A 19,522-nucleotide genomic window follows, 5' to 3' on the forward strand; every position below is an offset into this window, starting at 1 on the left:
CCGATGAATGAGGCCGGATAGTATGCCGGCCTCAGCCCTGGGCCTGCGCCTCGGCCTCGGCACGACGTGCAGCCGCTTCGCGGCGCAGCTCCGCCGCGCGCAGCAGCACCGCCGGCGGCTGCGACTCCTCGGGAATGGCGAGGATGCGCAGCTTGCGCAGCCACAGGCCGGCGGCGCGCGAGGAACTGATCGCCACCACCGGCACCGCCAGCGCCATGCCGATCACCACCGGTGCCATCCACGCCGCCAGCGACGGCGACACGGCATAGGCCATGCCGCCCATCAGCAGGCCGAACGCGCTCAGTCCGCCGTAGCTGCGCAACAGCGCCGCCCACGAGATCCGGCCGTCGTCGCGCTGCTGCGCGTCCCAGCCCGAGTCCTTGCCGGCCAGCACCTCGGCGACGCCGCGCGACTGCACGTACATCACCACCGGCGCCATCAGCGCGGCCAGCAGGGTTTCCAGCAGCATGCTGACGAAGGCGCGCAGCCCGCCGCCGCAGCCGCGGCGTTCGCCGGGCTTGAGCAGCATCGCGAAGTAGCCCATCACCTTGGGCGCCAGCAGCACGAACATGGTCACCGCGAACACCCAGGCCACCCGCGTGGAATCCTGCTGGTGCCAGTAGCGCGCCGGCGAGAACGGCGAGATCACCGAGGCGACCAGGTCGAAACCGCCGTTCTGCAGCGGAATGGCGATGCCGATCAACATCAGCATGCCCCACATCGGCGCGGTGAAGTAATGGCCGATGCCGATCAGCATGTGCATGCGGCTGACCCAGTGCAGGCCGCGCGCGCGCACCACCTTGGAGTGCTGCAGGTTGCCCTGGCACCAGCGGCGATCGCGCACCAGCAGGTCGGTCAGCGTCGGCGGGCCTTCCTCGTAGCTGCCCTGCAGGTACGGCACCATGTGCATGGCCCAGCCGCCACGGCGCATCAGCGCCGCTTCGACGAAGTCGTGGCTGAGCACGTGGCCGCAGAACGGCTTACGCCCGGGCAGCGACGGCAGGCCGGCCTGCGCGGCGAAGGCCTCGGTGCGGATCATCGCGTTGTGCCCCCAGTAGTTGCTCTCCGCGCCGTGCCACCAGGCCACGCCGAAGGCGATCACCGGGCCATAGACGCGGCCGCCGAACTGCTGCATGCGTGCGAACAAGGTGTTGCCGTTGACCACTTCCGGCAGGGTCTGGATCAGGCCGACGTCGGGGTTGGCCTCCATGCCGGCGGCCAGGCGCACGATGCTGTCGCCGGTCATCAGGCTGTCGGCGTCCAGGATCAGCATCTGCGGATAGGCGCCGCCGAAACGGCGCACCCAGTCGGCGATGTTGCCGGCCTTGCGCCCGGCATTGCTGGCACGGCGCCGGTAGAACAGCCGGCCCTGGCCGCCGACGCGCTCCACCAGTTCGGCGTACACCTTTTCTTCTTCCGCGCCGATCGCCGGACGCGTGGTGTCGCTGAGAATGAAGAAATCGAAGCGCTCGATCTGGCCGGTGGCCTCCACCGACTCGTAGATCGCCTGCAGCCCAGCCATAAGCCGGTGCGGATCCTCGTTGTAGGTGGGCATCAGCAGCGCGGTGCGGTTGCGCACGATCGGTAGCGGCGCATCCGGATCGATGCCGAGCTTGCGGCCCTTGCCGAACACCAGGGTGAAGAAGCCGGCCAGCGCACTGACGAAGGACAGCGCGATCCAGGCGAACAACGGGATGAACAGCACCATCAGGCAGGCTTCGAGCACGCTCACGCCGCCGATCAGCAGGACCTTGGCGATCAGCCAACTGGCATAGGCGGTCATCGCCGCGGTGGTGCCGAACACGTAGAACCGCCGCCAGCCGATCCCGATCGGGGTGCTGGGCAGGCGCGTGTTGCGCAGCTTGCCTTCCTGCAGCGACTGCAGCGGCATGGACAGCGGCGCTTCGGGCGGCAGGACCGCCTGGCCGGCATCCAAGGGGGCATCGACGGGCACGGCCGGTGTGGGGGCGACCGCGCTCATGCGATCTGCCGATCGCGTCCGGCGCCGCAGCGCCATCGGGAAGTGCCGCGGGCGGACGGCACGGCGGATGCCGCCGCGGCCACGCGCGTCTCGTTATGTTCGCCAGTTGGTACCACGTGCTCTCCTGTCGACGGGCAAAGACGCCCGTCAATGTAAACCTTAAATAGTAAGCTTTCGCGAAGGCGACCACCGGCGCGGTGGCGGCACTGGCCGCCGATCCGTTCAGTCACGTCTTCACTCGCGCTCACCCTGGTTTCACCGCGCGCGCCGACCATGAAGCCCTGTCCGGCAATGGAGGATCGGCGCATGCGGCACCCGGCCCGGCGACGTACCGACACCCCTGGCGAGCAGCCGCGGCCATCGACAGCGGCGCAGGCACCGACCCAGCCCGGGCAACCGGCCTTGCTGATCGTGGACATGATCAGCCGCTTCGATTTCCCAGGCGGCGCGCACCTGGCGGCTGCCGCGCTGCCGGTGGCCGCGCGCATCGCCCAGGTCCGCGCGCGCTTCCATCGCCGCGGTTGGCCGGTGCTGTTCGCCAACGACAACTTCGCCGACTGGCGGACCGATTTCGAGGGCCTGTGGACGCTGTGTGCCGATCCTGCACAACGCGGCGCGCAGATCGCGGCGTGCCTGGCCCCGCGCCCGCAGGATTACTACGTGCTCAAGCCCAAGCACTCCGCCTTTCTCGGCTCGGCCCTGGCGCTGCTGCTGGCGCGGCTGCAGACCACCCACCTGCTGGTCACCGGTATCGCCACCGACGCCTGCGTGCTGGCCACCGCGATCGACGCACGCATGCGCGACTTCCAGGTGCAGGTGCCGCCGTCGTGCTGCGCGGCGCTGGATGCCGGGCGCCAGCAAAGGGCGCTGCGGCTGCTGCGCGAGGCCTTCGCGGTCCGCGTCAGCGAGCGGCTGCCGGCCCGCGCAGGCGGATGAGCGGGGCTATTCCGCCGCCGGCACCGGGCCTACGTCGCCATCCTCCTCGCCGAGGGGCCGCGGCACGAACGGAAACGCCAGGGTGATGGTGGTGCCCCGGCCCAGTTCCGATTCGACGTCGACGAAGCCGCCGGCCTGGCGCACCAGGCCGTAGACCTGGGCCAGTCCCAGTCCGGTGCCCTTGCCCTCGGGCTTGGTGGTGAAGTACGCCTCGAACAGGCGCGACTTGACCTCCTCGGACATGCCTTCGCCCTGGTCGCCGACCGCCAGGGTCACGTAGCGGCCGGGCTGGCGCATCGCTGCCGCACGCGACGGCGGCACCTCCAGCGCGCCGCAGCGGATCGTCACCGCATCGCCAGGGCGGCTGGCGTCGCGCGCGTTCAGTGCCAGGTTGAGTACCGCCTGCTCGACCGCGTTGCGATCGGCATAGGTCGTGGCCACCTCGGCGCATGCAAGCAATTGCAGGCGCATCTCGCCGCCCAACGCCTGCGCCAGCAGCGGCTGCATCTGTGTCACCAACGCGTTCAGGTCCAGCCAGGCCGGCTTGACCGGATGCGCGCGGGCGAAGCCGAGCAGGCGCCGGGTCATGCTTGCGCCGTGCTGCAAAGCCTCGTTGGCGATGCCGAGCAGGCGGCGCTGGTCCGGCTGCAGGCGCTGCGGGTGCTCGGCGACCATGCTCACCGAGGTCATCGCGGTATGCAGCATGTTGTTGAAGTCGTGGACCACGCCGGCGAGCATCTGCCCGACCGCTTCACCCTTCTGCGCCTGGGTCATCGCACGCTCGGCCACGCGCTGCGCCGCCAGGGCGATGTCTAGCTGCCCGCGCAACTGCGACTGCTCGGCCTGCCAATGGCGGCCCAACGCCGCAGCATCGGCTGGCCCCAGCGGCGCCTCCTCGGCAGCGATCGGCGCCAGATCGCCCAACGAGCGCAGTGCCTGCTCGATCTGATACTGCTGGGTGACGTCGCGGCTGATCACCAGCACGCTCTCGACCCGCGCCGACGCGTTGGCCAGCGGACTGACCATCACGTGCCACCAGCGCTGCCGCCCATCCAGCGACGGCCGCTCCGCCCAGAATTCGCGCTGCTCGTTGCCCAGCGCCGCGGCGAAGGCGCCCTGGGTCAGCGAGCGCATGTCTTCGGGCCACAGCTCCGCCCAGGGGTGGCCGACGATGTCGGCGGGGTTGGACACCCCGAGCAGGACCAGCCCGTGGGGATTGATCGAGCGCACAATGCCGTCGCGGCCGACTTCCTTGATGCAGTCGTGTGAGAGCTCGACGATCTGCCGATAGTGGGCGTGCGTGGTCAAGCTGCGTCTCGCAGTAAGTAAGGTCGAGAATATCGGGATTTATGCGACGTCACCAGCGCTTCACTGCCGAATCGTGAATCTGACAGCGATCACTCACGGGGCGATACGGCATTATGCGCGCGACATCCGTCTCCACCGCCATTCTTCTGGTGGAGGACGACCAAACCATTCGGGAACTGGCGGCGGCCATGCTCGCCGCCGACGGATACCGGGTGCTGTCGGCGGCGACCGCGCAGGAAGCGCTGGAGGTGCTGGAGCGGCATCCGGAGGTGGAGCTGATCTTCAGCGACGTGCAGATACCCCGCTGCGACGGCCTGAGCATGGTGCGCCAGTTGCGCCGCCGCGGCATCGCCACTCCCGCCCTGCTGACCTCGGCCATGCATGCGCCGGAGCATTGGACGCTGCCGGCGCAGACCGGTTTCCTGCCCAAGCCGTACCGGCGTGCCGATCTGCTGGCGGCGTTGGACCGCCTGCAGACCGGGAGCTGAGCAGCGATCGGCCACGGCGCGTCGCCGCAGCGATCGCGCAGGAGATGCGCGCGGATTCAGGTGAAGACCAGTTTTCCGTACCGTGCCGAACGGATCGCCGCCAGGCGCTCGGCGACGAAATAGGCACCCGCATGGGCGTCGCGGAAATACACGCCGTCGAACGCGTGCCGGCCGAGCACCGCGCCATCGTTGCCGCTGATGCGGATCTGCGGCTCCAGCATGCCGTCGGAGCGCGGACGCAACAGCGCGTCGAGGACGAAGCCATCCAATTCGCGGCGCATCTGCGGTTTTAAGACTGTCATGAGCACACTGCACCATAGACCGCATGAAGCTCGCACAACGGAGGTGGCCACCCGGTCGCAGGGAAGCGCGACACGTCTGCAGCAACGAAAGCTAAACGATTCATTGGCGCCTGTTCCGCGATTCACCCCTGCGGCGTCTGCCGTTCGGCGAATCCACTATGCGCCGCACTCGCCATTTCGCCGTAGACAAGCGCGCGCTTCACGCCTCTTTTATCGCCTCATTCGTACTTTGCTCCTGCATTATCGCATTGCAACAAAGTCGTTTCGTTTCGACGCTGCTGTGCCTCTTCCTTTGCTTCATGTCGCGCGCCCGCCAGGACGCGCGGCGGCAGTCGCTTTCCGTATACCCCGTCCTCCCCCCTTTCCGACGGAACCGCCATGTCGCCCCCCAGCCCCGCCGACCTGACCGACAGACAACGCGATACCCATCCTGTGCTGCATGCGCCGCGCCGCCGCTATCGCGATGCGCGCGGCCGCTTCGTGCGCAACGCCGAGGTGACCGTCAAGCTGCAGCCGGCGCCGCGCCGGACCAGCCTGTTCGTGACCTCCGAGATGGCCGACTTCATCAAGGCCGGCGGCCTGGGCGACGTGGCCGCGGCCTTGCCGCGTGCGCTGCGCGGTAGCTGCGACATCCGCGTGTTGATCCCGGGCTACCCGGCGGTGCTGCGCAAAACCGGGCCGTTGGAGATCGTCGGCCGCATCGCCGCGCACGCCGGGCTGCCGGATTGCGCGCTGGGTCGGGCCGAGCGTCCCGACGGTCTGTGCATCTATGTGCTGCTGTGCCCGCAACTGTTCGAGCGCCAGGGTTCGCCCTACGTGTGCAGCGAAGGCCGCGACTGGGAAGACAACGCGCTGCGCTTCGCCACCCTGTCCCACGCCGCGGCGCAGATCGCCGGCGGCCAGGCCGGCCTGGACTGGACCCCGGAGCTGCTGCACCTCAACGACTGGCCATGCGCCCTGGCCGCCGCCTACGTGCGCTGGTCCGGCGGCCGCACGCCGTGCCTGCTGACCATCCACAACCTCGCCTACCAGGGCCTGTTCCCGTATGCGATGGCCGGCGCCCTGGGCATCCCCGCCGACGGGCTGCAGGACCTGGAGTTCTACGGGCAGATGTCGTTCCTGCGCGCGGGCATCGTCCACGCCGACCACGTCAACACGGTCAGCGTCAGCTATGCCGCGCAGATCACCGGCCCGGCGCAGGGTTGCGGCCTGGATGCACTGCTGGCGCGCCGCGCCGCCAATGGCCGCCTGAGCGGCATCGTCAACGGCATCGACGCCAGTTGGGACCCGCGCACCGACGCACACCTACCGGCCCATTTCGGTGTCGGCCAGATCCAGGGCAAGCGCGAAAATGCGGCGCAGGTGCGCCAGGCATTCGGCCTGCTCGACAGCGACGGCCCGCTGTTCGCGGTGGTCTCGCGGCTGGTGCACCAGAAGGGCCTGGACCTGATCTGCGAGGTGGCACCGCAGATCGTCGCCGCCGGCGGCCAGATCGTGATCATCGGCGGCGGCGAGCCGCAGATCGAGCAGGCGGTGGCGGCGCTGGCACGGCGCTACCCCGGCCATGTCGGCGCGCACATCGGCTTCGAGGAGCGGCTGGCGCGGCGCATGTTCGCCGGCTCCGACTTCCTGTTGATGCCCTCGCGCTTCGAGCCTTGCGGGCTGAGCCAGATGTACGCGCAGCGCTTCGGCAGCCTGCCGATCGCCCACGCCACCGGCGGCCTGATCGACACGGTGGACGACGGCGTCACCGGCTTCCTGTTCGAGGAAGCCTCGGCCGACGGCCTGCGCCGCTGCCTGCAGCGGGTGTTCCGCACCTTCCGCCTGCCGGGCCTGCTGCAGGCGATGCGCCGCGCGGCGATGCTGCGGCCCAGCGGCTGGGAGCTCGCCGGGCGCAAGTACATGGCGCTGTACGAGCGCACCGCCGCCACCGTGGCGCCGGCTGGCCATGCTCCGGCGATGGCCAGCGCCACGCTGCCGGTCACCGCGAGTGCCATGGCCGCCGCATGAGCGATCGGGAACACGCCGTGGACCCGGCCGCCGGCCGGGACCCGGCGGCGGACACGGAGGACGACGGCGACGGCCTTGCGCTGCAGGCGCTGGCCCGCGGCGAGGCGATCGATGCCTTCGCCTGGCTTGGTCCTCATCTACAGGCCGACGGCACGGTCCGGGTACGCGTGCTGGCGCCCGGCGCCGAGGCGCTGGGCCTGCTCGACGCGCAGGGCAAGCTGATCGCGCGAATGCATGCCCACCCGCAGGCCGACGGCCTGTTCGAGGGCGAACTGAAGCAACCCATGCACTACCGGCTGCGCATCGTGTGGCCGGATGCGGTGCAGGAATGCGACGACCCATATGCCTTCGGGCCGATGCTCGATCCGGCCTGGCTGCAGGATCTGGCCGCCGGCGACGGCGCCGCCCTGCGCACCGCGCTGGGCGCGCACCATACCCGGGTCGGCGAGGTGGAGGGCGTGCGCTTCGCGGTGTGGGCGCCACAGGCCAGGCGGGTGGCGCTGGTCGGCGACTTCAACAGCTGGGACGCGCGCCGGCATCCGCTGCGCTTCCACTCGGACGCCGGAGTCTGGGAACTGTTCGTGCCCGGGCTGCACGGCGGCGAGCACTACCAATACGAACTGCAGGCCACCGACGGCAGCGTGCTGCCGCGCAAGGCCGATCCGGTGGCGCGCTGCAGCGCCCTGGCGCCGTCCACCGCCTCGGTGGTGCCGTACGCCGATAGCCATGCCTGGGGCGATGCGGCCTGGCTGGCACAACGCGAGGCCCAGGCCGGCAGCGCGCAAGCGCTGCGCGTCTACGAGCTGCATGCCGGCTCCTGGCGCCACGACGGCAACGGCCAGCCGCTGCACTGGGATGCGCTGGCCGCCGAGCTGATTCCCTACGCACGTGAGCTCGGCTTCACCCACATCGAGCTGCTGCCGATCGCCGAATATCCGTTCGGCGGTTCCTGGGGCTACCAGCCGCTGGGCCTGTATGCGCCCACCGCACGCCACGGCGACGCCGACGGCTTCGCGCGCTTCGTCGATGCCTGCCACCAAGCCGGCATCGGCGTGCTGCTGGATTGGGTGGGAGCGCACTTCCCCGACGACCCGCACGGCCTGCAGCGCTTCGACGGCAGCGCCCTGTACGAACACGCCGACCCGCGCGAAGGCGTGCATCGCGAGTGGAATACGCTGGTCTACAACTACGGCCGCCCGGAAGTGGTGGCCTATCTGATCGGCAGCGCGCTGGAGTGGATCGAGCGCTTCCATGTCGACGGCCTGCGGGTGGATGCGGTAGCGGCGATGCTGTACCGCGACTACGGCCGCAACGCCGGCGAATGGATCCCCAACGCCCACGGCGGCCGCGAGAACCTGGAGGCGATCGCCTTCCTGCGCCGGCTCAACGACGAGATCGCGCAGCGCTTCCCCGGCGTGCGCACCATCGCCGAGGAATCCACCGCCTGGCCGGGCGCCACTGCGCCTACGCAACAAGGCGGACTGGGCTTCAGCCACAAGTGGAACATGGGCTGGGCGCACGACACCCTGCGCTACCTGCAGCGCGATCCGTTGTACCGGCAGCACCACCACAGCGAGATGAGCTTCGGCCTGGTGTATGCGTTCTCCGAGCATTTCGTGCTGCCGCTGTCGCACGACGAGGTGGCGCGCGGCAAAGGCTCGCTGCTGGCGCGCATGCCCGGCGACGCCTGGCAGCGCTTCGCCAACCTGCGCGCCTACCTGGCCTTCATGTGGGCGCATCCCGGACGGAAGTTGCTGTTCATGGGCTGCGAGTTCGGGCAATGGCAGGACTGGGACCACGACCGACCGCTGGACTGGGCGCAGGCGCAGCAGCCCGAGCACCGCGGCATTGCCCGGCTGGTCGCCGACCTCAACCGGCAGTTGCGCGCGTTGCCGGCGCTGTACCGCAGCGACCGCAGCAGCGACGGCTTCGAGTGGAGCATCGCCGACGATCACCACAACAGCGTGTTCGCCTTCGTCCGCCACGACCGCGACGGCGGCGCGCCGCCACTGCTGGCGGTGAGCAATTTCACGCCGAACGTACACCACGATTACCGCGTTGGGGTGCCGCGTAGCGGACGCTGGCGCGAGCTTCTCAACAGCGACAGCGGCTATTACGGCGGTTCCAACCAAGGCAACGGCGGCGTGCTGTCGACCCTGCCGCAACCGATGCACGGGCATGCGCAATCGCTGGCGCTGACCCTGCCGCCGCTGTCCACCCTTTGGCTGCAACCGGACTTCTGAACATGGCCACGACTGCCGCATCGATCGACTCCCCTGCCGCACCACGCGCGGCGCTGCGCCCTGGCGCCTGGCCGGACGCCAACGGCGAGGTCGCCTTCGCGCTGTGGGCACCGGATGCCGAGCGCGTGGAGCTGGTGTTCGGCGACGACCGGCGGCAGCCGCTGGAGGCGATCGGCGACGGTTACTTCGCCGCCACCCTGGCGTGTGCGCCCGGCACCCGCTACCGCTACGCCATCGACGGCGGCACGCCGGTGCCGGACCCGGCCTCGCGCTGGCAGCCGGACGACGTGCACGGCGCCAGCGCGGTGCTGGCGACCGACGGGTATGCTTGGCGCCACGGCGACTGGCGCGGCCGGCCCTGGGCCGAGACCGTGTTCTACGAACTGCACGTGGGCACCTGCGGCGGCTACGCCGGGTTGCGCGCGCAGTTGCCGACGCTGGCCGCGCTCGGCGTCACCGCGATCGAACTGATGCCGCTGGCCGAATTCCCCGGCCGCCACAACTGGGGCTATGACGGCGTGCTGCCGTACGCACCGGCCTCGGCCTACGGCCATCCCGACGAACTCAAGGCGCTGATCGACGAGGCGCATGGCCTGGGCCTGAGCGTGTTCCTGGACGTGGTCTACAACCACTTCGGCCCGGACGGCAATTACCTGGGCCAGTACGCCTCGACCTTCTTCCGCGAGGACGCGCCGACCCCATGGGGCGCGGCGATCGACTTCCGCCTGCCGCCGGTGCAGCGCTACTTCATCGACAACGCGCTGATGTGGCTGCACGAGTACCGCTTCGACGGCCTGCGCCTGGACGCGGTGCACGCGATCGTGCCCAACGCGTTTCTCGACACCCTGCGCGAGGCGATCATGGCCAGCGTCGCCGACGGGCGCCACGTGCACCTGGTGCTGGAGAACGAGGCCAACCAGGCCGATGTGCTGGAACGCGGCTACAGCGCGCAGTGGGACGACGACTTCCACAACAGCCTGCACGTGCTGCTGACCGGCGAACACGAGGGCTACTACGCCGGCTTCGCCGATGCGCCGGCGCAGCACCTGGCGCGCGTGCTCGGCGAAGGCTTCGCCTTCCAGGGCCAGGCCGACCACCGCGGGCACGCGCGCGGCGAGCCCAGCGGCCACCTGCCGCCGCACAAGTTCGTGATCTTCGCGCAGAACCACGACCAGATCGGCAACCGCGCCCGCGGCGACCGGCTGATCACCCAGGTAAGCGAACCGGCGCTGCGCGCAGCGCTGGCGCTGACAGCGCTGACCCCGATGATCCCGCTGTTCTTCATGGGCGAGCCGTGGGGCAGCCGGACCCCGTTCCAGTTCTTCACCGATTTCGCGCCGCCGCTGGACGAGGCGGTGCGCGAGGGCCGGCGCCGCGAGTTCGCGCACTTCACCGCCTTCGCCGATCCGGAGCAGCGCGCCACCATTCCCGATCCGAACGCGCCGAGCACCTTCCAGGCCTCCATCGCCGACATCAGCGACGCCACCCACGGCGATGGCGCGCGCTGGCGCGACTGGTTCGCGGCGTTGATGGCGCTGCGCCGCCAGCACTTGATGCCGGCATTGACCCAGGCCAGCGCGCTGGGGGCGCGGGTGATCGGTCCGAAGGCGATCGCCGCGGGCTGGCGCCTGGGCGACGGCGAATGGCACGTGGCCGCCAACTTCGGCGACGCGGCGGTGGCGCTGGAGCTGCCCGGCAGCACCGTGCATGCGGAGAACGCCGGCAACGACGCCGCGCAGTTGCCGCCCAACGCCTTCATCGCGCGCTACCGGCCCGGCCACGCCGCATGAGCGCCCGCTGTCGCGACGCCATCGCGACAGCGTCCCCGGCACGCTGGCCGCCTCGTTCGCTGCCCACCGCCGCGCACGCGCCGTCGGCGCGCGCGGGCGGGACCGCGGCGGACGCCTCTTCCTTCGCCCTGTTGCCCGGTTCGCCCTGCCCATGACCGACACTTCCCTGCACACCCTGGCCGACGCCGCCGGCCTGCTGGTCGACTGGATCGATGCCAGCGACACGCCGCGCACGGTCGCCGACGACACCCTGCGCCATGTCCTCGGCGCGCTGGGCCTGGACGCGCGCGACGCTGCCGCCTACCGCGACAGCCTGCGCCGGCTGCAGGCCGATGCCGCGCTGCCGCCGCTGCTGACCGCCGACGCCGGCGCGCCGGTCGAGGTCGGCGCCGTACCCGGCGCGGCGTATCGGCTCGACAGCGAGAACGGACACGCCCTGCACGGCCACTGCGACGCGCAAGGCCGCCTCGTCGCGCCCGACGCCGCCGGTTACTGGACGCTGCAGCACGGCGACCGCAGCACCACCCTGGCGGTGGCGCCACCGCGCTGCTATGGCGTCGCCGACGCGGTGGGCGCGGTGCAGCCGCGGCGCTGGGGCCTGTCGCTGCAAGCGTATTCGGCGCCGGGCGCCTACGATGCCGGCATCGGCGACGCCGACGGCACCGCCGCCTGGGCCACGCGCATCGCCGCGGCCGGCGGCGATGCCATCGCCTTGAGCCCGGTGCATGCAGCGCGGCCGATCGGCGCGCACTACAGCCCCTATTCGCCCAGCGATCGCCGCTTCCTGGATCCGCTGCAGGCGGCGCCGGCGCGGGTGCTCGGTACCGCTGCCGCGCAGCGCGCGCTGGACGCGGCCGGGCTGGCGCAGGCCTTCGCCGAGGCGCAGGCGCGCCCGCTGATCGACTGGCCGGTCTCCGCCGGATTGAAGTGGCAGTGGCTGCGACAGCTGCACGCCGACTTCGGCCACGCCGACGCGGCCCTGCACGCCGACCTGGCCGCGTTCGAACGCGACGGCGGCATTGCGCTGCACGCGCATGCCGCGTTCGCTGCGCAGGACTTCGGCGATGCCGATCCGGGCCTGCACCGCTTCGCGCAATGGCTGGCCGCGCGCAGTTGGGCCGACGTGCAGCGCCAGGCGCGCGCCGACGGCATGGGCATCGGCCTGATCGCCGACCTGGCGGTGGGCTTCGACGCGCACGGCGCCGAGGCCGCGGCCTGGCCGCAGGCGGTACTGCAGGGGCTGGAACTCGGCGCGCCGCCGGACGCCTTCAACGGCGACGGCCAGGCCTGGGGCATCTGCGGCTATGCACCGACCGCGCTGCGTGCCAGTGGCTTCGCGCCGTTCATCGAACTGCTGCGCGCGGTGATGCGCGATCGCGGCGGCGTGCGCATCGACCACATCCTCGGCCTGCTGCGGCTGTGGGTGATCCCGCGCGGCGCGCCCTCCTCGACCGGCGTGTATCTGCGCTATCCGTTGCACGACCTGCTGCGCCTGCTGGCGCTGGAGTCCTGGCGGCACCGCGCGATCGTGATCGGCGAGGATCTGGGCGTGGTGCCGGACGGCATCCGCGCGGAACTGTCGCGCCGCGGCGTGATGGGCATCGACGTGTTGCTGTTCACCCGCGACCGCGCCGGCGCGTTCCTGCCGCCGGCGCAGTGGCGCCCCGACGCCCTGGCCACCACCACCACCCACGACCTGCCGACCCTGCGCGGCTGGCGCCGCGGCGAGGACATCGACTGGCGCCGGCGCCTGCAACTGAGCGACGCCGCGCAGCAACACGCCGACCACCAGGCGCGCAGCGACGACGTCGCGCACATGGACGACGCGGTCGCCGCGGCGCTGCCACCGGACCAGGCCGCCGACCCGGAACTGGGCGCGCTGCGTTTCGTCGCCGCCACGCCGTCGCCGCTGGCGCTGCTGCCGGCCGAGGACGCGCTGGGGCTGGACCAGCAACCGAACCTGCCGGGTACCGTCGACGGCCATCCGAACTGGCGCCGGCGCCTGCCCGCGCCCGACGCGGCGGCCGCCGCTGCCACCCTCACCACGCGCCTGGACGCGTTCGCCCAGACCCGCCAGACCACCGCCACCGCCGCGCGAGGAGCCGACGCATGCGCATGATTCCCCTGCGGGCCACCGCCCGCCTGCAGTTGCATGCCGATTTCACCCTGCTCGATGCCGCCGCGCAGGTGCCCTACTACGCCGGGCTGGGCATCAGCCATCTGTACCTGTCGCCGATCGGCACCGCCGTGCCCGGCTCGACCCACGGCTACGACGTCACCGACCCGCGCCAGGTCAATCCCGAACTCGGCGGCGAGCCGGCGCTGCTGCACCTATCCGAGCGCGCGCGCAGCCACGGGATGGGCCTGATCCTGGACATCGTGCCCAACCACATGGCCACCCACCCGAGCAATCCGTGGTGGTGGGACGTGCTCACCCATGGGCGGCGCAGCCGCCATGCCGGCTGGTTCGACATCGACTGGCGCGCGCCCGGGCGCGAGGGCAAGCTGTGGCTGCCGGTGCTGGACCGCCCTTACGCGCAGGCGCTGAGCGAAGGCGCGCTGCAGTTGCAGGTGGCCGAGGACGGCAGCGTCGTCCTGCAGCACCACGACCAGCGTTTCCCGATCCGCCTGGACGGCGCCATCGCCCACGAACCTGCCAGTGCGCGCCCGGCGTGGGCGGCGCGGCTCAACGACGCCACGCGGCTGGGCGACGATGCCCTGCATCGGCTGATCGAACGCCAGTGCTATCGCCTGGCCTGGTGGCGGGTCGGCAACGACATGCTCAACTACCGCCGCTTCTTCGACATCACCTCGCTGGCGGCGTTGCGCGTAGAACAGAACGACGTGTTCGCCGCGGTCCACGAGCTGCCGTTGCGGCTGGTGGCCGAGGGCCATCTGGATGGCGTGCGCGTCGACCACGTCGACGGCCTGGCCGACCCCACCGGCTACGTGCAGCGGCTGCGCACGCAACTGGACCGCGCCGGCCGCCGCCGCGGCATCGCCCCGGGCGGCATCGCCCTGTACCTGGAAAAGATCCTGGCGCCGCACGAGCAACTGCGCACCGACTGGCCCTGCGACGGCACCACCGGCTACGACTTCATGGACCAGGTCGCCGCGGTGCTGCACGACCCGGCCGGCGCCGAACCGCTGACCGCGCTGTGGCGGCGCTGGAGCGGGCGCAGCGGCGACTTCGGCCAGGAACAGCGTGCCGCGCGCGATGAAATCCTGCAGGGGTCGCTGCAGGCCGAGTTGGTGCGCACGGTACAGGCGCTGGGTGCCGCCGCGCACCTGGATCCGCTGACCCGCGAGTTCAGCCCGCAGATGCTGGCGCGCGGGTTGATGGCCTTGCTGCGGCACTTCGAGGTGTACCGCACCTATGCCGGGCCCGATGGCCTGGACGACGACGACGCCGCCCGCCTGGCCCAGGCCGCGCAGCGCGCGCGCGTCGGCGCCGAGCCGCGGGTGTGCGCGGCGATCGACGCGATCGAACGCTGGAGCCGCGACGGCCGCGGCACCGGCAAGGCGCAGGTGGCGCTGCGGCGGATCGTGCGCCGGCGCCTGGAACAGCTGTCGGCACCGCTCAACGCCAAGTCGGTGGAGGACACCTCCTTCTACCGCCATGGCGTGCTGCTCTCGCGCAACGAGGTCGGCAGCGAGCCGGACGTGTTCGCGCTGGCTCCGGACGCATTCCACGCGGCCAACGCCACGCGCGCGCAACGCTATCCGCGCGCGCTGCTGGCCACCGCCACCCACGACCACAAGCGCGGCGAAGACGTGCGCATGCGCTTGGCCGCGCTCAGCGCGCAGGCGCCGTGGTGGGAGGCGCAGGTGGCGCGCTTCCAGGCGCTGTCGGCCGACCTGCTGCCGGCCGGCAGCGTCGCGCCGCTGCCTGGCGACCTGCTGATGCTGTGGCAGATGCTGGTGGCGGCGTGGCCGCTGGAACTGGCGGTGGACGACGCCGACGGCCTGCGCGACTACGCCGAGCGCATCGGCGCCTGGCAGCTCAAGGCCGCGCGCGAAGCCAAGCTGCGCACGCACTGGACCTGGCCGGACGAGGACTACGAGCGCAACGCGCGTGCCTTGCTCGACGCCGCGCTGCTGCAGCCGGCCGGTGCCCCGTTGCGCGAGGCACTGGCGCAGGCGGCCGCGGCACTGGCCCCGGCCGGCGCGCTCAACAGCCTGGTGCAGACCGCGCTGCGCCTGACCCTGCCCGGCGTGCCCGACCTGTACCAGGGCAGCGAAGGCTGGGATCTGTCGCTGGTGGATCCGGACAACCGCCGCCCGGTGGACTACGCGCTGCGCCAGGCCTGGCTGGGCGACGCCACCGACCCAGGCGCGCTGCTGCAGGACTGGCACAGCGGCCACGTCAAGGCCTGGCTGACGGCACGACTGCTGCAGCTGCGGCGCGCGCATCCGGCGCTGTTCGCGCACGGCAGCTACGCGCCGCTGCAGGCGCAGGGCCCGCAGGCCGAGCACGTGCTCGGCTTCGTGCGCGAGCACGAGGGCACCTCGCTGGTGGTGGTGGTGCCGCGGCTGAGTGCGGCCGCGCAGGCGCTGCGGCCGGACGCGCCGCTGCGGCCGCAACTGGATTGGCGTAACACGGTTCTGACACTGCCCCAGGCAGAGTATCGTTCGGTGCTGGCCGACGCTGCCATCGCGACAACCTCGGCCATTCCGGTGTCGGCCCTGTTTGCCGAATTCCCGATCGCCGTGCTGGTCGCCTCCCCCTGATCCCGCAAGAAGCCATGGACGCAGAAACACGCCAACGCCGCATCCGCCAACTCGCACACGAAATCTGGGAAGCCGAAGGGCGACCCGACGGCCAGGCCGCCCGCCACTGGGCCATGGCCGAACGCCTGGTGGCCGCGGAAGCGGCCGCCGAAGCCGAGGCCGAGGCGCTGCCGCCACCGCAACCGCGACGCAGCGCCGGCAACGGCAGCACCTCTTCCTAAGGATTCTTCATGCCCGTGCGCAAGCTCACCCGCCGTTCGCGTATCCGCGAGGGCCTGCCGTATCCGCTGGGCGCCACCTGGGACGGCCTGGGGGTGAACTTCGCCCTGTACTCGGCGCACGCCACCAAGGTGGAGCTGTGCCTGTTCGACGATCGCGGCCGCGAGATCGAGCGCATCGCGCTGCCCGAGTACACCGACGAGATCTGGCACGGCTACCTGCCCGACGCGCGCCCCGGCCAGCTCTATGGCTACCGCGTGTACGGCCCGTACGCGCCCGACGCCGGGCACCGCTTCAATCCCAACAAGCTGCTGCTCGACCCCTACGCCAAGCAACTGGTCGGCGAACTGAAATGGGCGCCGGCGTTGTTCGGCTACACCATCGGCCACAAGGATGCCGACCTCAGCTTCGACCGCCGCGACAGCGCCGCCTACATGCCCAAGTGCGCGGTGATCGATCCGGCCTTCACCTGGGGCAAGGACCAGCGCCCGCAGACGCCGTGGGACAGCACGGTGATCTACGAGACCCACCTGCGCGGCACCACCATGCGCCACCCCTCGGTCCCCGAGGCCTGGCGCGGCACCTTCTCCGGGTTGAAGGTCGACGAGGTGGTCGAGCACATCAAGCGCTTGGGCATGACCGCGGTGGAGCTGCTGCCGGTGCACGCCTTCGTCGACGACGAATATTTGCTCAAGCAGGGCCTGCGCAACTACTGGGGCTACAACACCATCGGCTTCTTCGCCCCGCACCCGCGCTACATGGCCACGCGCACGGTGTCCGAGTTCAAGCAGATGGTGGCGCGGCTGCACAGCGCCGGGCTGGAAGTGATCCTGGACGTGGTCTACAACCACACCGCCGAGGGCAACGAACTGGGCCCGACGCTGTCGTTCAAGGGCATCGATAACGCCAGCTACTACCGCCTGGCCGAGGACCGCCGCTTCTACATCAACGACACCGGCACCGGCAACACTTTCGACCTGACCAACGCCGGCGCGCTGCGCATGGTCAACGACTCGCTGCGCTACTGGGTGTCGGAGATGCACGTGGACGGGTTCCGCTTCGACCTGGCCACCATCCTCGGCCGCGAGCACCACGGCTTCGATCCCAAGGGCGGCTTCCTCGACGCCTGCCGTCAGGACCCGCTGCTGAGCCAGGTCAAGCTGATCGCCGAGCCGTGGGACGTCGGCCCCGGCGGCTACCAGGTCGGCGGCTTCCCGCCGGGCTGGTCGGAGTGGAACGACAAGTTCCGCGACAACGTGCGCGCGTTCTGGCGCGGCGACGAAGGCCAACTGGCCGAACTGGCCACGCGCCTGACCGGCTCGGCCGACCTGTTCAACCACCGCGGCCGCCGCCCCACCGCCTCGGTCAACTTCGTCACCGCCCATGACGGCTTCACCCTGCACGACCTGGTCAGCTACGCGCACAAGCACAACGAGGCCAACGGCGAGCACAACCGCGACGGCTCGGACAACAACATCTCCGCCAACTACGGTGTGGAAGGCGAAACCGACGACGAAGACATCAATGCCCTGCGCCTGCGGCAGATGCGCAACCTGCTGGCCACCCTACTGCTGTCGCAGGGCACGCCGATGCTGCTGGCCGGCGACGAGTTCGGCCGCAGCAAGGGCGGCAACAACAACACCTACTGCCAGGACAACGAACTGACCTGGCTGAACTGGGAAGCCGGCCCGCGTGCGCACCAGCTCAGCGCCTTCGTCTCGCGCCTGACCCACCTGCGCGCGCACTACCCGCTGCTGCATCGCGCGCGCTTCTTCGACGGCGCCTACGACGAGGAACTGGGCATCAAGGACGTGACCTGGCTGGCGCCGGACGGCGAGGAAATGACCGAAGCCTCCTGGCACGATCCGCACGCCCGCGCGCTGATGATGCGCCTGGACGGCCGCGCTCCATCCAGCGGCCTGCGCCAGGCCGCGTCCAACGTCACCCTGCTGATGATCGTCAATGGCGCGGTCGAGGACGTGCCGTTCACCCTGCCGCTGGTCGAAGGCGAACACTGGCGCGTGCTGATCGACACCGCCGAACGCAACGGCGAACACGGCCTGTCCGGCGGATCGCAATGGCACGGGATCGGCCGCTCGCTGACCCTGCTGGCCGCCGAGCGCGACAGCAAGTCCACGGCCGCCCATCACCGGAATGCGGATGCGCCGACGGCAGTGTGATCGCGCGGACGCACGCCGCGACCTGCCTGGCGCCGCGCGTCGCGGCTGAAGCCGCTGCCAAAATGGATACTGGCCGTGGCCGTGGCCACATGCCGTGTGTGAGGGATTGCAGTCCCGACCGCCGGGAGGCTCCAACGCATCGCCGCTCGGCGACTGCGCTGAACCAGCCGCAGCCACAGCGACGCAATCTGCGTTTCGCACAGCCCACCGCGTAGGAGCGGCTTCAGCCGCGACGAGGCGTTACCGGTGGCGCCTGTCGCGGCTGAAGCCGCTCCTACGAGAATCCTGGCGGCGACCGGATTCGGAGGTCGGAAAGACTTCAAGCCCGGCTGCTGCGCAAGCACGAACAACCGCAGCATCGTTTCCAGACGCAGGAAGCGACGTCGCCGCTGCTCTCGTCCTCACCCCATCGCGTGCACCTGTGGCAGCGGCATCGCCTGCAGCTGCGCCTCACCCACAGCGCCGCCGACCAGGATCACCCCCGGTGCGCCGGGCGCGAGCGTCCCGGCGTCGGTGGCCAGGCACGCCAGCGTCGTCAGCAACTGCACCTGCTGCGGCAGGCTCGCCGATTGCACCACCGCCGCTGGCGTATCAGCCGGCAGATGCCGCAACAGGCTGGCGGCCAGCGTCGCCACGCGTCCCATGCCCATGTAGATCGCCAGCGTGGTGCGGGTGGCGCACAGCGCCGCCCAGTCCGGTTCGCCGTGATCGCGGGTGTGGGCGGTGACGAAGGTGATGCCGTGGCAGTGCGTACGATGGGTCAGCGACATGCCTAGCCCGGCTGCGGCGGCAACGCCGGCGCTGACGCCATTGACGATGCGCACCGTCACTCCGGCCGCGCGCAGGAAGGCGATCTCCTCGCCGGCTCGGCCGAACAGCAAGGCTTCCCCCCCCTTCGCCCGCACCACGCGCACGCCCTGCAACGCGTAGCGGCGCATCAGCCGGCAGATGAAATCCTGCGGGGTGGAGCGGCAACCGCCGCGCTTGCCGACACGGATCACCCTGGCCTGCGGCGCGAACTGCACGATCTCCGGATTGACCAGATCGTCGAGCAGCAGCACCTGCGCGGCGGCCAACGCCTTCACCGCCTTCAGCGTCAACAGTTCCAGATCGCCAGGACCGGCCGACACCAACACCACCTCGCCGGCGCGGGGCGCGGCGGACACGCTGAGCTGCGTCATTGCATTTTCCCCATCGAAGAAGAACCCACCCCACGACACCACGCCCGCACAGTGCCGCGCCGAGTGCCGTCGGCACTGCATGGACGCCACACACCGATCGCGACATTCGCGGCATCCGCACGCGGGCGGCCATCGCCCCGGCTTCCAACCGCG

Annotated in this window: 13 protein-coding genes; 9 read left to right on the top strand and 4 right to left on the bottom strand. The window is 70.9% G+C overall.

What is annotated here, in order from left to right:
* Positions 1 to 31: 31 nt before the first annotated feature.
* Positions 32 to 1,981 carry a glucans biosynthesis glucosyltransferase MdoH gene (gene mdoH, locus ACP93_RS12830; protein WP_048491073.1) on the bottom strand — a complete coding sequence of 650 codons (1,950 nt, stop codon included), beginning with the start codon at positions 1,979 to 1,981 and terminating at the stop codon, positions 32 to 34.
* Between the two features lie 306 nt (positions 1,982 to 2,287).
* Here mdoH and ACP93_RS12835 point away from each other — a divergent pair, with 306 nt between their 5' ends.
* Positions 2,288 to 2,917, top strand: coding sequence for a cysteine hydrolase family protein (locus ACP93_RS12835; protein WP_228136029.1), 630 nt, complete (start codon positions 2,288 to 2,290; stop codon positions 2,915 to 2,917).
* Positions 2,918 to 2,923: 6 nt separating this feature from the next.
* Here the strand turns inward: ACP93_RS12835 and ACP93_RS12840 are convergent, their stop codons facing one another.
* A complete protein-coding gene (locus tag ACP93_RS12840) occupies positions 2,924 to 4,225 on the bottom strand; it encodes a two-component system sensor histidine kinase NtrB (protein WP_048491074.1) in 1,302 nt (433 codons plus the stop codon).
* A gap of 113 nt (positions 4,226 to 4,338) precedes the next feature.
* On the opposite strand from ACP93_RS12840, the gene ACP93_RS12845 reads away from it, so the two are divergent.
* Complete coding sequence (locus ACP93_RS12845) at positions 4,339 to 4,713, top strand: response regulator (RefSeq protein WP_048491075.1); 375 nt, start codon at positions 4,339 to 4,341, stop codon at positions 4,711 to 4,713.
* A 56-nt stretch (positions 4,714 to 4,769) separates the two neighbouring features.
* On the opposite strand, the gene ACP93_RS12850 is transcribed toward ACP93_RS12845, so the two are convergent.
* Entirely contained in the window at positions 4,770 to 4,994 is a 225-nt protein-coding gene (locus ACP93_RS12850; RefSeq protein WP_204243687.1) for a hypothetical protein, read from the bottom strand.
* 399 nt (positions 4,995 to 5,393) lie between these two features.
* On the opposite strand from ACP93_RS12850, the gene glgA reads away from it, so the two are divergent.
* The 7 genes from glgA (at position 5,394) to glgX (ending at position 18,188) form a co-directional block, all read left to right on the top strand.
* Positions 5,394 to 7,025: a glycogen synthase GlgA gene (gene glgA, locus ACP93_RS12855; RefSeq protein WP_048491077.1), complete on the top strand. Its 1,632-nt coding sequence runs from the start codon at positions 5,394 to 5,396 to the stop codon at positions 7,023 to 7,025.
* Positions 7,022 to 9,268, top strand: a complete 2,247-nt coding sequence (gene glgB, locus ACP93_RS12860) for a 1,4-alpha-glucan branching protein GlgB (protein ID WP_048491078.1) — start codon at positions 7,022 to 7,024, stop codon at positions 9,266 to 9,268. Before glgA ends, glgB begins: the two co-directional genes overlap by 4 nt.
* Before the next feature lie 2 nt (positions 9,269 to 9,270).
* On the top strand, positions 9,271 to 11,058 hold the full coding sequence (treZ, locus tag ACP93_RS12865) for a malto-oligosyltrehalose trehalohydrolase (protein ID WP_048491079.1): 1,788 nt from the start codon (positions 9,271 to 9,273) through the stop codon (positions 11,056 to 11,058).
* Between the two features lie 151 nt (positions 11,059 to 11,209).
* The gene (locus ACP93_RS12870) at positions 11,210 to 13,177 is read left to right on the top strand and encodes a 4-alpha-glucanotransferase (protein WP_048491080.1); all 1,968 of its coding nucleotides are present in this window, start codon (positions 11,210 to 11,212) and stop codon (positions 13,175 to 13,177) included.
* Positions 13,174 to 15,789 carry a malto-oligosyltrehalose synthase gene (gene treY, locus ACP93_RS12875; protein ID WP_048491081.1) on the top strand — a complete coding sequence of 872 codons (2,616 nt, stop codon included), beginning with the start codon at positions 13,174 to 13,176 and terminating at the stop codon, positions 15,787 to 15,789. Before ACP93_RS12870 ends, treY begins: the two co-directional genes overlap by 4 nt.
* 14 nt (positions 15,790 to 15,803) lie before the next feature.
* Positions 15,804 to 16,010 (top strand): DUF2934 domain-containing protein, encoded by a 207-nt coding sequence (locus tag ACP93_RS12880; protein ID WP_048491082.1) that lies wholly within the window; start codon positions 15,804 to 15,806, stop codon positions 16,008 to 16,010.
* A 9-nt stretch (positions 16,011 to 16,019) separates the two neighbouring features.
* Positions 16,020 to 18,188: a glycogen debranching protein GlgX gene (gene glgX / locus ACP93_RS12885; protein ID WP_048491083.1), complete on the top strand. Its 2,169-nt coding sequence runs from the start codon at positions 16,020 to 16,022 to the stop codon at positions 18,186 to 18,188.
* A 401-nt stretch (positions 18,189 to 18,589) separates the two neighbouring features.
* Here glgX and cobA read toward each other — a convergent pair whose 3' ends face one another.
* Positions 18,590 to 19,327, bottom strand: coding sequence for a uroporphyrinogen-III C-methyltransferase (gene cobA, locus ACP93_RS12890; RefSeq protein WP_204243688.1), 738 nt, complete (start codon positions 19,325 to 19,327; stop codon positions 18,590 to 18,592).
* Positions 19,328 to 19,522: the final 195 nt, after the last annotated feature.

The organism is Xanthomonas sp. NCPPB 1128, assembly GCF_001043115.1.
In the GTDB taxonomy this organism is placed as follows: Bacteria; Pseudomonadota; Gammaproteobacteria; order Xanthomonadales; family Xanthomonadaceae; genus Xanthomonas_A.